We start from the raw sequence: 14,559 nt of genomic DNA, 5'->3' as shown, positions 1-14,559 counted from the left end.
CGTAGGCCCGTTCCTTCAGGGGCGCCGGGCGGTGACACATGCGGCTCCGCCGCGTGGGCGCGACCAGCCCCACGCACCCGCACCCGAGAACGCGCCCCCCGGCGGGCCGGGCTCAGTCCACCTCGGCCACCGCCTCCGCGAACTGCGCCCGGTACAGCCGCGCGTACGCCCCGCCCGAGGCCAGCAGCTCCTCGTGCGCGCCCTGTTCGACGATCGCCCCGTTCTCCATGACCAGGATCGTGTCGGCGTCCCGGATCGTCGACAGCCGGTGCGCGATGACGAACGACGTCCGCCCGTGCGCCAGCTTGGCCATCGCCTTCTGGATCAGCACCTCGGTCCGGGTGTCCACGGAGCTCGTCGCCTCGTCCAGGACGAGGATCACCGGATCGGACAGGAACGCCCGGGCGATCGTGATGAGCTGCTTCTCACCCGCGCTCACCCCGGTCCCCTCGTCGTCGATCACGGTGTCGTACCCGTCCGGCAGCGTCCGGATGAACCGGTCCGCGTGCGCGGCCCGGGCCGCCTCCTCGATCTCCCCGCGGGTGACCTTGCGCGCGGTGGACGCCCCGTACGCGATGTTGTCCGCGATGGTCCCGCCGAACAGCCAGGTGTCCTGGAGGACCATCCCGATCCCGTCCCGCAGCTCGTCGCGGGACATGGACGCGATGTCCACCCCGTCCAGCGTGATCCGCCCACCGGTGACCTCGTAGAACCGCATCAGCAGATTCACCAGGGTGGTCTTCCCGGCCCCCGTCGGCCCCACGATCGCCACCGTGTGCCCGGGTTCGACCACCAGCGACAGATCCTCGATCAGCGGCTTGTCCGGCTCGTAGCGGAAGGAGACGTTCTCCAGCGCAACCCGCCCGCGCAGCTCCTCCGGACGCACCCCGGGCACGGCGTCCGCGGCCTGCTCCTCCGCGTCCAGCAGTTCGAAGATCCGCTCGGCGGAGGCGACACCCGACTGCACCAGGTTCGCCATGGACGCGACCTGCGTCAGCGGCATCGAGAACTGCCGCGAGTACTGGATGAACGCCTGCACATCACCGATGGACAGGGCACCGGTCGCCACCCGCAGCCCGCCGACCACGGCGACCAGCACATAGTTGATGTTCGACACGAAGAACATCAGCGGCTGCATGATCCCGCTGTTGAACTGGGCCTTGAACCCGGCCTCGTACAGCCGCTCGTTCTCCTCGGCGAACTGCTTCGCCGACTCCGCCTGCCGCCCGAACACCTTCACGAGGGTGTGCCCGGTGTACATCTCCTCGATGTGCGCGTTGAGCTTCCCGGTGGTCCGCCACTGCGCCACGAAGTGCGGCTGCGACCGCTTGCCGACCCGCGTGGCCACCACGAACGACAGTGGCACGGTCACCAGCGCGACCAGCGCCAGCAGCGGCGACACCCAGAACATCATCCCCAGCACACCGATGATCGTCAGCAGCGAGTTGACGAGCTGCCCCATGGACTGCTGCAACGTCTGGGCGATGTTGTCGATGTCGTTGGTGGCCCGGCTGAGCACCTCACCGCGCTGCCGCTTGTCGAAGTACGACAGCGGCAGCCGCGACAGCTTCGCCTGGAGATCCTCCCGCATGCGGTACATCGTCCGGTTGATCGCCCGGTTGGAGAGCCGCGTGGCCCCCGCCATCAGCAGCCCCGCGACGAGGAAGATGCCGAGGGCAACCAGCAGAACGCCGCCGACGGCCTCGAAGTCGATGCCCTCGCCGGGCGTGAAGTCCGTGCCGGACAGCATGTCGGCGACACCGCCGTCACCGCGTTCGCGCAGCCCTTCGAGGACCTCGGCCTTGGTCCGGCCGGCCGGCATCTCCCGTCCGACGACACCCGCGAAGATCAGGTCGGTCGCCCTGCCGAGGATCCACGGGCCCAGCACCGACAGACCGACGCTGATCACCGCGCACACGACCATCGCGTACATGGTGAACCGCTCGGGCCCGAACTGCGCGAGCAGTCGCTTCCCGGACCCCTTGAAGTCCATGGACTGCTGGTCGGGACCTCCCCGGACCCCCGCCATCCGTCCCAACGGCCCGGCCATCAGGCTGCCTCCGCTTCCGTCAGCTGGGAGAGCACGATCTCCCGGTACGTCTCGTTCTCGGCCATCAGCTCGTGGTGCCGTCCGGTACCGACGACGCGGCCCTCGTCCAGGACCACGATCCGGTCGGCCTCCCGGATGGTCGCCACCCGCTGGGCCACGATGACGACGGTCGCCTCGGAGGTCTCCCGCGAGAGCGCCGCCCGCAGCGCCGCGTCCGTCGCGTAGTCGAGCGCGGAGAACGAGTCGTCGAACAGATAGATCTCCGGGCGCTGCACCAGGGTCCGCGCGATCGCCAGCCGCTGCCGCTGACCGCCCGACACATTGGTGCCGCCCTGGGCGATCGGGGCGTTCAGCCCGCCCTCCAGCCGCTCCACGAACTCCTTGGCCTGCGCCACCTCCAGCGCGTGCCACAGCTCCTCGTCGGTGGCGTCCGGATTGCCGTACCGCAGATTCGTCGCCACGGTCCCCGAGAAGAGATACGGCTTCTGCGGCACCAGACCCACGGTCCTGGCCAGCAGCTGCGGATCGAGCGTGCGCACATCCACGCCGTCCACGAGCACCTCGCCCTCGGTGACGTCGAAGAGCCGGGGGACCAGACCGAGCAGCGTCGACTTCCCGCTGCCGGTCGACCCGATGACGGCGGTCGTCTCACCCGGCCGTGCCACGACCTCGATCGACCTGAGCACCGGCTCCTCGGCCCCCGGATAACGGAACCCGGCTCCCCGGATCTCCAGGAACCCGCGCCGCCGCAGCTCCCGTACGGGCGCGGTGGGCGGCACGACACTGGTCCCGGTGTCGAGCACCTCCTGGATGCGCTCGGCGCACACCTCGGCGCGCGGCATCATCATGAACATGAAGGTGGCCATCATCACCGCCATGACGATCTGCATCAGATAGGCGAGGAAGGCGGTGAGCGCGCCGATCTCCATCCCGCCGCCGTCGATCCGGTGGGCGCCGAACCACACCACCGCGATCGACGAGAGGTTGACGACCGTCATCACGATCGGGAACATCAGCGCCAGCATCCGGCCGGTGCCCAGGGACACGTCCGTGAGCTCGGAGTTCGCGGTGCGGAAGCGATCCTTCTCGTAGTCGTCCCGCACGAAGGCCCGGATGACCCGGTTGCCGGTGATCTGCTCGCGCAGCACCCGGTTCACGATGTCCAGCCGCTCCTGCATGGTGCGGAACAGAGGGCGCAACCGGCGCACGATGAGGCTGACGGAGATACCGAGCACCGGCACGACGGCCAGCAGCACGCCCGAGAGCGGCACGTCCAGGCCGAGCGCCAGCACGATGCCGCCCACACACATGATCGGCGCGGACACCACCAGGGTGAACGTCATCAGCACCAGCATCTGCACCTGCTGGACGTCGTTCGTCGTCCGCGTGATCAGCGACGGCGCCCCGAAGTGACCGACCTCACGCGCAGAGAACGACTGCACCCGGTCGAACACGGCCGCCCGGATGTCCCGGCCGACCGCCGCCGCCGTCCGGGCGCCGTAGTACACGGCCCCGATGTTGCAGACGACCTGGACCAGTGAGATCCCGATCATCAGCGCGCCGAAGGCCAGGATGTAGCCCGTGTCGCCCTGCACGACACCGTTGTCGATGATGTCCGCGTTCAGCGTGGGCAGGTAGAGCGTGGCGCAGGACTGCACGAACTGCAGCAGCACCAGCAGGGCGATGGGTTTCCTGTACGGACGCAGATGACTTCTGAGCAGTCGTATGAGCACGCGAGATCTTTCGGGGTCGGCGGTGGGACGGGATGCACCACCCCCCATCGTCGAACACCCCACCCGCGTTACCTCAACCGAATTAACCCAACGGTGAAGGATCGATGCCGAAGCTTTGCAGCACAGGGGCGCATTCGGCCCGGGGTGGTCACCCCCGGAACGCCCCCGGATGCGTCTGCTCGCGGACCGCCACGTACTGCTGCCGTACCGCCTGCCCCACGGCCAGCTCCTCGCCCGGCTCCAGGACCTGCGCGGCCGCCCCGGGCCACATCGGCGGTGTACGCGGGTCGAGCGTCCCCTGGGACACCCCGAGCGCCCAGGCCGCCTGCCGCGCGGCGCCGACCGCCGCGTAGTCCGCCGGCTGGGGCACGACCACCTGCACCCCGAACAGCGCCGGCGCCGCCGCCTGCACCGCGGGCAGCTCGGCCGCCGCACCCAGCATGAAGATCCGCCGGACGTCGACGCCCCGCCCCCGCAGCACGTCCAGCGCGTCCGCGAGCCCGCACAGCATGCCCTCGAACGCGGCGCGCGCGAAGTGCTCCGGCTTCATCGACTCCCGCCGCAGCCCGGCCAGCGTCCCCGCCGTGTGCGGCAGGTTCGGCGTCCGCTCGCCCTCCAGATAGGGCAGCAGCACCAGCCCGTGCGACCCCGGCGTCGACTTCAGCGCCAGGTCGGAGAGCCCTTCCAGATCCGGCACCCCCAGCATCTCCGCGGCGCCGCGCAGCGTCCGTACGGCGTTCAGTGTGGTGACGACCGGCAGATGCATCCCCGTGGCGTCCGCCAGGGAGGTGATCATCCCCGAGGAGTCGACGAGCGCCTCGGTGTGCACGGCCATCACCGACCCGCTGGCCCCCAGCGACACCACGGCGTCTCCGAGCCCGATACCGAGACCGAACGCGGCGGCCATGGTCTCGCCGGTGCCGGCGGAGATGAGGAGCCCCTCCGGCGTCGTCCCGGCGGCGTCCGAGGGGCCGAGCACCTCGGGGAGCATGACCTGGTGGCCGAGCGCCATCTCGACCAGGTCGGTCCGGTACTGGCCGGTCGCCGCGTTCCAGTACCCGGTGCCCGACGCGCCGCCCCGGTCGGTGGTCCGTCTGACGGGCCGGCCCAGCAGCTGCCAGACCAGCCAGTCGTGCGCCTGCAGCAGCACGGCCGTGCGCATGGCCGCGTCCGGCTCCGTACGGCTCATCCAGCGCAGCTTGGTCACCGGCTGTGCGGCGCTCGGCACGCTCCCCACGGCTTCCGCCCACGCCCCGCGCCCCCCGAGCGCGTCGATGAGGTCGGCCGCCGCGACCTGCGCGCGCTTGTCCCCGCCGACCATCGCCGGACGTACGGCGTTGCCCTGCGCGTCCAGCGCGATCAGCCCGTTCTGCTGCGCCGACACCCCGATCGCCTGGACGCCCTCCAGCAGCCCCCCGCCGGCCGCCTCCCCCAGGGACAGCAGCCATGCCTGCGGATCGACGTCCGAGGGGCGCCCCCCGTGCGGCGCCGGCTCCAACGGGTGCGGGGCATAACCCTGCCTGAGCACGGCCCCTGTGTCCGAGTCGCAGACCACAATGCGCGTAAATTCGGGCGAACTATCCAGCCCGGCGACTATCCCCATGGCAGAAATTCTGCCGCACGGGGAGGGGTGGGGCGTGCCGCGGAACCAGGGTTCGGGCCCGCCGGGGGCCGCGAGTGACCGCGCGACCGGCCGCGACGGGCCGGCACCCGATGTGTGAGCGAGGGGTCCATGGATCCGTGCCGGGGGCTATGTGTTGCCGGTGCCCCAGTCGTCCGGTCCCGCGCCGTTCGCGTTGCGCTCCCGCAGGGAGCGGACCCGGTCGGCGACGGACTCCGGCACGCGGTCGCCGACCTTCTCGCTGACCACGTGGTACGCCTTGCCGGCGAAGACGCGTCCCTGCTGGGCCGCAGACTCCGCGGTGTTGCGCACGGCCGGGTTCTGCGCGACCTGCCGGGCGGACTTCTTCAACTGTTCGTAGCGCTCGCGTCCGGCGCGTGTGCCCAGCACGTATCCCAGGGCCAGTCCGGCAAAGAACGTGAGCCGATAGCGCATGGCGGCCACCCTTCCCTTACGTCTGCGTCGGTCCCTTGCGTTGCCCTGCGCGTAGCCCTGCGCGGGCGTCGGGCGCGGGGGGATACCGATTGGCGGAGCACCCCCCAGCTTGCGCTAATGTATGTGTCGCAGCGAGCGCACGCCCCCTGGCGAATACCCAGGTAGGTACGTTCGATGCAACGAGGCATTCCTCCGTAGCTCAATTGGCAGAGCAGCCGGCTGTTAACCGGCAGGTTACTGGTTCGAGTCCAGTCGGGGGAGCTCGGTCCTCCGTAGCTCAATTGGCAGAGCAGCCGGCTGTTAACCGGCAGGTTACTGGTTCGAGTCCAGTCGGGGGAGCAGCCTGAACGAGGACCCCGTCGGGGTCCTTTTTCATGCCCGGTGGAACCGCGCGCGCCGCGTCGCGGTCCCCAAGGTCAAGAGGCGCATGCGTGAAGCCGACCATCCGAAGCAGGAGATCGTATGAGCGGCTATGCTGCGGCAGACGGCGCGCACAAATGTGCGCGACACGCCGTACGGGGCGGTAGCTCAGCCGGTTAGAGCAGCGGACTCATAATCCGTCGGCCGTGGGTTCGAGTCCCACCCGCCCCACCACTCGCTACGCGAGGAGAGACCTTCTGACCAGGCACTTTCCTGGTCGGGGCGAGAGCCTGTGGGTCCTGGCGACCCCGTGATGATCATGATTTCTTTGATCGTCTGGACAAGGTCTGGACGCCGATTCCGGTTAAGTCGGGCATGGCGCTTATGGGGTGTTTCATGTCGGCGTCGGACAACTTCTCCGCTGGTCCGTCCCGCAGTGAGAAGTGGGTCCATGTGGACGCCTTGACGTCGGCGTGCCTCCCCTGCGTGGTCTGTTTGCGATTGATGGTCGCACTTCGATGTTGGTGATGTATCCTGGGTGCATACATCGTGGATGTCGGAGGTGTGCGATGTCCGTCACACAGATTGATCTCGACGACGAGGCGCTGGCCGAGGCCATGCGGCTCATGGGTGCCACGACGAAGAAGGAGACCGTCAACGCGGCCCTTCGGGACTACGTAGCGCGGATCAGGAGGCTTGAGGCCGCGGAGAAGCTTGCCGCGCGAGGTGAGCGCGGCGAGTTCGAGCAGGCCGCAGCGGCGCATGAAGCCGAGAAGCTTGCGCGGCGCGAGGCCTTCGAGTGATCACGTATCTGGTCGACACCTCGGCTCTGTGGCATCTGTTCCGTACCCCAGGTGCGCTGCGCCCCTGGGAGGGACACATCGCCGCCGGGGTGTTCCACATCTGCGAGCCGACACGAGCCGAATTCCTCTACTCGGCGACAAGCCCGTCGCACCGAGATGAGCTGGCCGAGGAACTGGACGCGCTCTGTCTGCTCTCTCCGGTTCCAAAGAACGCCTGGCGGTGGGTCGACACCGCCCAGTACAAACTGACCCAGAGGGGCCAGCATCGGGCGGCGGGAACGATCGACCTGTTGGTGTGTGCGACAGCTGTCCACCATGGGCACACCGTCCTCCACGTGGACAATGACTTCGCGACGGTGGCCGGAGTCCTCAAGGAAGTTCAGCAGCGAGACGCACGAGCCTGATCCCCGGAGGCAGGAACACGTCTGTCGGCTTCTGACCTCGGTGGTCGATGTCTCCGGGTACATCACTACGACCTATCCCCGCATGCGCGGGGGCCGACCGTGAAGAGACGCTGAACCTGTACGGGTGCGCGGAGCTATCCCCGCGGGCGCGGGGCCGACCCGAACTCCGCGAAACACCAGGGCGTGGCCACAGAGCTATCCCTGCGTGCGCGGGGCCGACCGGTCACAGTTGCTCGGCCCGAAGTCGTGGTCGGAAGTACCCCCGGCAGTGCCATTCCCCCCGTGCCCGGGGCTGACGTCTACGTGATGCCGATCCCGGCCGCTACCTCTGGATCTATGCTCGTATGGGCGGGCCGACATGAGCACCACTCGGCCGACCTGCCAGGACTGGGAGCTATCCCCGCATGCGCGAGGCCGACTTGGTCAGGCCGTAGCCGCGGGCGCGGGCGTAGGAGCTATCCCCGCGGGGTACCTCACTCAGGGCGTCGTCTACGACGTGGGGCCATCCCCACCTGCGCGGGGCCGACACCTGGGCCTCGTTCCAGCCGAACCAGACCATGCAGCGCGCGGCCGTCCCGTTCATCGCCGGACCGGAGCTCGGCTGTCATCCGGGTGTCGGATGGACGAGGCGACCGTGGAAGATGAGTGAGGCGGCTTGTTTCAGGCGGCGGACGCGGATGCTGACCTCGTAGGCGTCGATGCCGTCGATGGCGGCGACGCGGGTGGTGAGGTAGCGGTAGAAGTCCTCGGCGTCGCGGCAGATGACGCTGACCATCAGGTTGTGCTGGCCGCTGATTGCGCCGGCGAAGGCGACTTCGGGGTGCCGGGCGAGTTCTTCCCCGGCTTGTTTGAGCCGGGCGGGGGCGACGCGCAGCCAGAGCGTGGCATTGAGGGTGTGGCCGAGGCGCTCGGGCAGCAGTTCCACGTCGTAGAAGAGCGTGCCTGAGGTCTCAAGGGCCTCCAGGCGGCGGGCCACTCGGGCGTTGGACCAGCCGGTGAGCTCGGCGAGGCGGGTGTGGGTGGTGCGGCCGTCCTCGGCGAGGGCGTCCAGCAGGGGGGTGTCCTCGTCTGTGGGGGGCCGCAGTGGTCCGGCGGGGGCGGGTGGCCGCTCGGCGGTGAGCTGCCGCACCTGGTCGGGGGTGAGACCGGCGCCGTACCCGGTCCATTCACTGGTGCCGGCCTCGCCGAAGGAGTGCAGGAGGAGGTCGATGCTGACGTCGAGGACGGAGGCGGAGCGGGGCAGCTGGCGCAGGAGGATGTCGTCGCGCTGGGCTTCGACGGGGGAGCGGATCGTGCAGATGATCTCCGAGCCGCCGGAGGCGAGGTTGGCGTAGGCGATGTCCGGCCGCTTGGCCAGGGAGTCCGCCAGGGGGCCGACCCGGTCGGGACGGGAGCGGATGCGGGCCACCCAATGTGCCTGGCCGTGCACCGCCGGGTTGACCAGGCCGACCACGCGCATCACCCCGCTGCGGCGCAGGGCGTGGTAGCGGCGGGCGGCCGTCTGTTCCGACACCCCGGTCACCTCGCCGATGCGCCTGAACGGGGCACGGGGCGCGCACTGCAGCGCGTGGAGGATTTTTGTGTCCACAGCGTCAGTCATGAGTGAAGTCTTACATATATGCCTCGTAGCGTAGAGATTTCTGTTCACTTCGGGCTGCTGGGTTCATGGTCGAAGACTCCGAGGCGGATGCTGGTCACGTCCTGAAGAAAGGGCGTGACTCCCATGAGTACGCGGCCGGCGCCGACAGCGGCCTGCATCGGCACGTTCGTCATGCTGATGCACCTCACCACGGCGGGCGCGGTCCCAGCCCACCGGGCGGCGCTCCCGCACGCCGGTCTCTCCCGTACCCAGCGGGTGGTCGGCGTGGTGCCCCCGGTCCCCGCGGCGGTGATCCGGGCAGTCTGCGGGCCGACTTCCCGGTGGGGTGTCGCTGCCGCTCCCTGACCGGCCCGGAGCGTCTTCCTCGCACCCCCCGCGGGCGCTCCGCGCCTCGGCCCTGCGCGGACGAGTCGGCCCACACCATCGCTCACGAGCCGAAACCAACATCCCCAGAGAGGCATCCGTCCCCGTGGACTTCACCGTCGACGCCTTCCGCTCGACACCCCCGTTCGACATCCTCGCCAAGCTCTTCGGGCAGCCGGAACACACCGACTGGCTCGACGAGAGCCTGTCGTGGAAGCAGACCTGCTACATCTGAACACCGCCGACGCCGAGATCGGCGCACAGGTCGAGGTCGTCTGGGGCAACCCGGGCGACCCGGTCAAGCGGATCCGGGCCACCGTCGCGCAGGCCCCGTACAAGCCTGTGCACTCCCGTGTCGACCTGCGCCGCCATCTGGCCGCCTTCCGGGCCGAGTTCGGACCGGACGAGTAAGCGCGGAGAACCCCACCCACCGACGCCTGAGGGACGCAACCGGAATCATCCCGCAGGTCAGGGCTGCCCGCCTCCTTCACGGCAGCCCCTGTTTACCCACCCCCGCCCCACCCAACCGACCGCGGCACCACCACGCCGCACGGGAGAAAGCGGAGAATTTCCGTGAACGCCACCACAACGGCGATCAGGCCGACCGGCCGACGGGCGGCCACCATCGTCATGGCCTGCCTCGGCGTGTTCGTCGCCTACCTGCCGATCACCACGGTCGCCGTCAGCCTGCCCGCCATCCAGCGGGCACTGCACACCTCGACCGCCCAACTGGCCTGGGTCCAGGACGCATTCGTCCTGCCCATGGCCGCCTTCATCCTGACCGCCGGCGTCTTCGGCGACGTCCACGGTCGCAAGAAGGTCTTCCAGGCGGGCCTGCTCTGCTGCGCGGCGGGCGCGGCGGTCGCCCTGTGCGCACACAACATCCAGACCCTGTGGGCCGGGCAGGCCCTCGCCGGCCTGGGCTCGGCCGCACTGCTGCCCACCACGCTGGCCCTGATCAGCCACGCGGTGCCCGACCACCGGGAACGCGGCAAGTACATCGGCATGTGGGCCGTGGCCCTGCTCGCTGCCCTGGCCGTCGGCCCGGTCATCGCCGGCGTCGTCCTCGACCACTTCGCCTGGCGCTGGATCTACCTGCTGTCCGTCCCCCTCCCGCTGGTGGCTATGGCCGTCGCCGCCCCGCTGCTGACCGACTCGCGTGCCCCGTGGGGGTCCCCCCGCTCGAGCGGAGCCGAGAGTGGGGGAGGGCGCAAGCTCGACTGGCCCGGCCAGATCACAGCGGCCATCGCCGTCACCGCCCTGGTCTACGGCGTGATCGAGGGTGGTGCCGACTCCTTCACCGACACCAAGGCGGTCGCCGCCCTCGCGCTGGGCGTCATCGCGCTGATCGCGTTCGTCGTCGCAGAGAAGTGCAGCGCCAGCCCCATGCTGGACCTGGCGGTGTTCCGCAGCGCGGCCTTCACCGCCTCCGCCCTGGTCGCCCTGATCACCTTCCTCGGGCTGATCGGCTTCTTCTTCGTCCTCAGCCTGTACTTCGGCATGGTGCAGCAACTCGGCACCCTGGAGGCCGGCGCCCGCCTGCTGCTCGTCCCCGTCGCCGCGATCGTGTCGGGAGCCCCGGCCGGACGGCTCATGCACCGCGTCCAGGCCCGCTGGATGATCACCGTCGGTCTGCTCCTGATCGCCGGGCCACTGCTGGCCATGACGAACCTCGACGCCGACACCTCCTACGGCTCGATCGCCTGGCGGCTGATCGTGCTGGGCGTGGGCCTCGGGCTCGTCACCACGCCGATGACGGCCACGGCCGTCGCCGCCGTGCCGCACCAGCTGGCGGGCATGGCCTCGGCCGCCAACAACGCCTTCCGTCAGGTCGGCGGCGCGCTCGGCCCGGCTGTCCTCGGAGCCCTGCTGTCCACCCGAGCCGTGCACACCCTGCCCGGCCACCTCGCCGACGCCGGTGTGACCGGCACCCAGGCCCACACCATCGTGTCCACCGCCAAGGAGGGCGGCCTGGGCGCGGTCGCCGGGATGAACCTCGGCTCCACAGCCGGTCAGGTCTACGGCGCCCTGGGTGAGTCCCTCCTCGACGGCCTGCGGCTGTGTCTTCTGGTGGCCGCCACGCTGGCGGTGCTCGCCGCAGTATGCGCCGTCGTCCTGCTGCGCCATCCGAAGCAGCAGGTCACAGACGGCGCGAAGACCGGGAGCGCGGCACGGCATGGTCGCCCGGACGCCGCCGCCGAGAACGCTCAGGCCGGCACGGCCCAACCCCTGGGACACCAGCGCGCCTGACCGGTCGATGAGGGGGGAGGGGCATCGTCCGCGCCGGTCAGGTACCGAGCCGCGGACGCTGCCCCTCCCCGGCAGGTGGTCGGGCAATCCGCCACGGAAGGGTTCGAAACCCACCTCCGAGCCGGCGTAATCGCCCGACAGTCCGGTGTCTCTGACCGTTCGGGCCGGTGTCGGGACGCAGTTGGGACGCAGTTGGGACGCAAGGATAGGAACAGACCGACGAGGACTGAGGGGTGGGGGCATGGCGCGCACCTCGCCTGACCAGCAAATACGTCGGCCAGATCACGCATCTCGTCGGGGAGTCGCAGCGCCTCGGCCTGATCAGCGAGGCCGACTCCGAGCTGATCACCCGCTCGCTGACGGAGCCCCGAGACCCCGATGAGCTACCTCGCGATTCCGGCCGCCGAGATCACCGCGGTCGACGCCGACGCCGACGCCGACGCCATCCTCCCGCGCCGCCGACGACCACGACCGCACCCGGCTCCTGGTCCGCGCCGACGGCGTCATCCTCGGTTCGGTCCACGCCCGCGACGCCCTGGTCGCCCGCACCCGAGGCCGTGCCGTCACGGCTCGCGCCCTCGCCCGGCCAGTACCGGAGCTGGCCGACAACGCCACGGTGGCCGACGCGATCGACGTACTCCGCCGGCAGCGCGCCTCACTCGCCGTCGTCTGCGACGACACCGGCCGACTCACCGGCCTGGTCAGCCTGGACGACCTGCTGGCCCGTCACCTGCAACCGCGAGCGGTCTGACCACGAGGGGCACAAGCTTCTACGAGGGGACGGGCAACACCCGTCCCCTCGGCGGTCCCCATCCGATCGCCACAGACGTGCCATGGCGTCGCGGCCATGGCCGACGGCCGGCCTCGTACAGGTCTCCGACAGAGCGGCGACGTGGTGCCGGTCGAGGCCGAGCGCCCGCTGCGGGGGCGAAGGCGGTGGCGGATGTGGCCTTCGTACCTGCGACGGGTGCCCTTGCCGGCCTTCTTGCCGGCAGCCACCGGGATTCACCTTTGCCGACCCCGACGGCTGCCAAGTCACTCTCCACGACCACGCCTGACAAGCCGCCACCTCTTCTACGTCCTGCGCAGCCGACCTCACTGGCCCGGCCTGGACGAACAGATCTTGCAGGCGGTCGTCGACGACTGCACCCGCCCGGTCGGCCGCCGCATGATGACCGCTGACCTGCGCATCCTGCACCCGTGCGATACCGAGCACGCCCAAGCGGTGCGGCCGCAGACCCGCGCGATGCGCGAGCTCGACCCGAAGGCGTTCCCGGAGTCGGAGGCAGGCGAGGACGAACCTCGGCCTGCTCAGCGGCACTGCCATCGTTCTACGCCGCGGTCAGCGTCGCAAAGACCACGACATTTCCCTGGTAGCCGGTCTCTTCAGCGTATGGACCCCCACAGGTGATGACGCGCAGTTCGGGCCGGTGGGAACTGCCGTAGACCTTCTCGTCCGGAAACGCCTTCTTGTCGTAGAGCTCCACAGCGTCGACCGTGAAGACGGCTGTCCGCCGGTCTGACCTGATGATCTCGATGGTGTCGCCCTTGGCTAGTTCTCCGAGGCGGTGGAAGACTCCGGGGCCTTGCGGCGTGTCCACGTGTCCCGCAGTGACTGCTGTGCCGACTGAGCCAGGAGGTGTACCGGCGCCGTACCACCCGGCAAAGCCGGGCATATTGGCCGATGGTGGGCGCAGTGCTCCTGTGTCGTCGAGGCTCAGTTCCGTCATTGGGGCATTCACGCCGATGGCGGGAATCCGCAGCCGGACTGGAGCCGACGGGGGCAGGGGCGGCACAGAGGGGTACCGGGTCGAGGCGGTGCTGATGTTCCCGGGTGGCGTGGAGGAGGAGAAGGACTGCGCGGCCGAAGGTTGCGGAGGCTGTTCGCCCCGGAGCGCCGTGATCACCAGCACCATGCCCGCCAGTAGAGCGCAGGCGAGAAATTTGGCGGACGGGGTGGACGAGGGGGAAGGGCCGCAGGGCCCGTACCTCGATTCCATCGCTGTGGAGCCTCCGCTTCGCGATGATCCCCCCAGCCCCCGGACACGGGCATGGGAGCTGGGCCCGGCAGGTCAGAGCGTCAAACGCGGGCACCGGTCGGGGAGCGGCGCATCTTGATCACGCCGCCGGCGGCGGCTCCGGCGAGCAGCACCGTGCCGAGGGCAAGTTGCGTGCCCTTGTCGTTCGCCGCCCCGAAACCGGCGTCGATCGCGCCGCTGGGGTTGGCGGCGCCGACCCGGTACGTGCCCGTGATCTTGACGCGTGGCGGGCACTTCAGGGTGACGGTGTAACTGCCGGCCTCGGTGCCGCCCGGGACCTTGAATTCGCCGGTCAGTACACCTTCCCGGTCGCCTGGCAGGAGGTGAAACTTGCCTCCTGCCTCAGACTCGCCCTTGCCATAGGTCTCCGAGCCGCAGGCTCCGGTGCTGACTGTGACGGTGGAGCCTGGGGCGGCTTGGCGCGGGCTGATGTGGATACTCGGATCACCGGTGGGGCCGTTCGCAGCTGCCGCGGCCGGGCTCGAGAGGCCGACAATACCGAGAACGAAACCGATGCCGATGCCGGCGCCTGCCCACTTGATACGCATGAAGTTCCTCCGAGAAGCAGTGGCCGGCCGGAGTGCGCGGCGTCTATTTGTGCTCCGCTCATGAGGAAACCGACGGACCGTCAGGGCTGCAACCCGCATACGGACAGATGGGCCATCCGGCCAGGCCCAGCGGCCGCACTCCTTTGATCATTTATGCAGGTGAGCGCTCCTGAGGGCGATTTCGGAAGAACGCACCGCACGGGCGACGAAGGGGCTGGTGTCCCTTCGGAGAACGCGTCGTCGCCGAGGATGTCGTCGGCTGGGTCCCGGGGCGACCGATGCCTGAGCGCATGATGATGGCCCCCATGGAGAGACCGTCGGCCAGGATTCCTCGGCGACTGCCGCGCCGCCCT

General features: G+C 69.7%; 13 protein-coding genes, 3 tRNA genes and 1 pseudogene. 9 read left to right on the top strand and 8 right to left on the bottom strand.

Annotation, left to right across the window (positions count from 1 at the left end; all coding sequences use genetic code 11):
- Positions 1 to 112: 112 nt before the first annotated feature.
- The 4 genes from AC067N_RS18770 to AC067N_RS18755 form a co-directional block, all read right to left on the bottom strand.
- Entirely contained in the window at positions 113 to 2,050 is a 1,938-nt protein-coding gene (locus AC067N_RS18770; protein ID WP_478679993.1) for an ABC transporter ATP-binding protein, read from the bottom strand.
- Complete coding sequence (locus AC067N_RS18765) at positions 2,050 to 3,783, bottom strand: ABC transporter ATP-binding protein (RefSeq protein WP_478679992.1); 1,734 nt, start codon at positions 3,781 to 3,783, stop codon at positions 2,050 to 2,052. The genes AC067N_RS18770 and AC067N_RS18765 overlap by 1 nt, the downstream gene beginning before the upstream one ends.
- Before the next feature lie 148 nt (positions 3,784 to 3,931).
- Positions 3,932 to 5,386, bottom strand: a complete 1,455-nt coding sequence (locus tag AC067N_RS18760; protein WP_478679991.1) for an FGGY family carbohydrate kinase — start codon at positions 5,384 to 5,386, stop codon at positions 3,932 to 3,934.
- A gap of 147 nt (positions 5,387 to 5,533) precedes the next feature.
- Positions 5,534 to 5,839, bottom strand: a complete 306-nt coding sequence (locus tag AC067N_RS18755) for a YtxH domain-containing protein (RefSeq protein ID WP_478679990.1) — start codon at positions 5,837 to 5,839, stop codon at positions 5,534 to 5,536.
- Positions 5,840 to 6,027: 188 nt separating this feature from the next.
- On the opposite strand from AC067N_RS18755, the gene AC067N_RS18750 reads away from it, so the two are divergent.
- From AC067N_RS18750 to AC067N_RS18730, 5 genes are all read left to right on the top strand, one after another.
- A tRNA-Asn gene (locus AC067N_RS18750) sits at positions 6,028 to 6,100 on the top strand.
- Between the two features lie 5 nt (positions 6,101 to 6,105).
- A tRNA-Asn gene (locus AC067N_RS18745) sits at positions 6,106 to 6,178 on the top strand.
- A gap of 178 nt (positions 6,179 to 6,356) precedes the next feature.
- A tRNA-Ile gene (locus AC067N_RS18740) sits at positions 6,357 to 6,433 on the top strand.
- A gap of 335 nt (positions 6,434 to 6,768) precedes the next feature.
- Positions 6,769 to 7,002, top strand: coding sequence for a type II toxin-antitoxin system VapB family antitoxin (locus AC067N_RS18735; RefSeq protein ID WP_478679989.1), 234 nt, complete (start codon positions 6,769 to 6,771; stop codon positions 7,000 to 7,002).
- Positions 6,999 to 7,406, top strand: coding sequence for a PIN domain-containing protein (locus AC067N_RS18730; protein WP_478679988.1), 408 nt, complete (start codon positions 6,999 to 7,001; stop codon positions 7,404 to 7,406). Before AC067N_RS18735 ends, AC067N_RS18730 begins: the two co-directional genes overlap by 4 nt.
- Before the next feature lie 604 nt (positions 7,407 to 8,010).
- On the opposite strand, the gene AC067N_RS18725 is transcribed toward AC067N_RS18730, so the two are convergent.
- Positions 8,011 to 9,006: an Lrp/AsnC family transcriptional regulator gene (locus tag AC067N_RS18725; RefSeq protein WP_478679987.1), complete on the bottom strand. Its 996-nt coding sequence runs from the start codon at positions 9,004 to 9,006 to the stop codon at positions 8,011 to 8,013.
- A 44-nt stretch (positions 9,007 to 9,050) separates the two neighbouring features.
- Complete coding sequence (locus AC067N_RS18720; protein WP_478679986.1) at positions 9,051 to 9,179, bottom strand: hypothetical protein; 129 nt, start codon at positions 9,177 to 9,179, stop codon at positions 9,051 to 9,053.
- Positions 9,180 to 9,475: 296 nt separating this feature from the next.
- On the opposite strand from AC067N_RS18720, the gene AC067N_RS18715 reads away from it, so the two are divergent.
- The 4 genes and pseudogenes from AC067N_RS18715 to AC067N_RS18700 form a co-directional block, all read left to right on the top strand.
- Entirely contained in the window at positions 9,476 to 9,604 is a 129-nt protein-coding gene (locus AC067N_RS18715; RefSeq protein WP_478679985.1) for a hypothetical protein, read from the top strand.
- Positions 9,580 to 9,780 carry a hypothetical protein gene (locus AC067N_RS18710; RefSeq protein WP_478679984.1) on the top strand — a complete coding sequence of 67 codons (201 nt, stop codon included), beginning with the start codon at positions 9,580 to 9,582 and terminating at the stop codon, positions 9,778 to 9,780. Before AC067N_RS18715 ends, AC067N_RS18710 begins: the two co-directional genes overlap by 25 nt.
- Before the next feature lie 162 nt (positions 9,781 to 9,942).
- Positions 9,943 to 11,619 carry an MFS transporter gene (locus tag AC067N_RS18705; protein WP_478679983.1) on the top strand — a complete coding sequence of 559 codons (1,677 nt, stop codon included), beginning with the start codon at positions 9,943 to 9,945 and terminating at the stop codon, positions 11,617 to 11,619.
- Between the two features lie 278 nt (positions 11,620 to 11,897).
- A pseudogene (locus AC067N_RS18700) lies at positions 11,898 to 12,370 on the top strand (CBS domain-containing protein); the annotation flags it as partial.
- A 580-nt stretch (positions 12,371 to 12,950) separates the two neighbouring features.
- Here AC067N_RS18700 and AC067N_RS18695 read toward each other — a convergent pair.
- Positions 12,951 to 13,535: a class F sortase gene (locus tag AC067N_RS18695; RefSeq protein WP_478679982.1), complete on the bottom strand. Its 585-nt coding sequence runs from the start codon at positions 13,533 to 13,535 to the stop codon at positions 12,951 to 12,953.
- A gap of 164 nt (positions 13,536 to 13,699) precedes the next feature.
- Entirely contained in the window at positions 13,700 to 14,206 is a 507-nt protein-coding gene (locus AC067N_RS18690) for a sortase (RefSeq protein WP_478679981.1), read from the bottom strand.
- Between the last annotated feature and the right edge of the window lie 353 nt (positions 14,207 to 14,559).

It is taken from the genome of Streptomyces sp. NPDC042364 (assembly GCF_056437585.1).
This window is presented reverse-complemented; position numbering and strand designations above follow the sequence as displayed.

Bases quoted from the DNA above. Each gene is read 5' to 3' on its own strand.
- AC067N_RS18770 (WP_478679993.1), bottom strand. From the start codon at position 2,050: ATGGCCGGGCCGTTGGGACGGATGGCGGGGGTCCGGGGAGGTCCCGAC.
- AC067N_RS18760 (WP_478679991.1), bottom strand. From the start codon at position 5,386: ATGGGGATAGTCGCCGGGCTGGATAGTTCGCCCGAATTTACGCGCATT.
- AC067N_RS18755 (WP_478679990.1), bottom strand. From the start codon at position 5,839: ATGCGCTATCGGCTCACGTTCTTTGCCGGACTGGCCCTGGGATACGTG.
- AC067N_RS18735 (WP_478679989.1), top strand. From the start codon at position 6,769: ATGTCCGTCACACAGATTGATCTCGACGACGAGGCGCTGGCCGAGGCC.
- AC067N_RS18725 (WP_478679987.1), bottom strand. From the start codon at position 9,006: ATGACTGACGCTGTGGACACAAAAATCCTCCACGCGCTGCAGTGCGCG.
- AC067N_RS18720 (WP_478679986.1), bottom strand. From the start codon at position 9,179: ATGACGAACGTGCCGATGCAGGCCGCTGTCGGCGCCGGCCGCGTACTC.
- AC067N_RS18695 (WP_478679982.1), bottom strand. From the start codon at position 13,535: ATGGTGCTGGTGATCACGGCGCTCCGGGGCGAACAGCCTCCGCAACCT.
- AC067N_RS18690 (WP_478679981.1), bottom strand. From the start codon at position 14,206: ATGCGTATCAAGTGGGCAGGCGCCGGCATCGGCATCGGTTTCGTTCTC.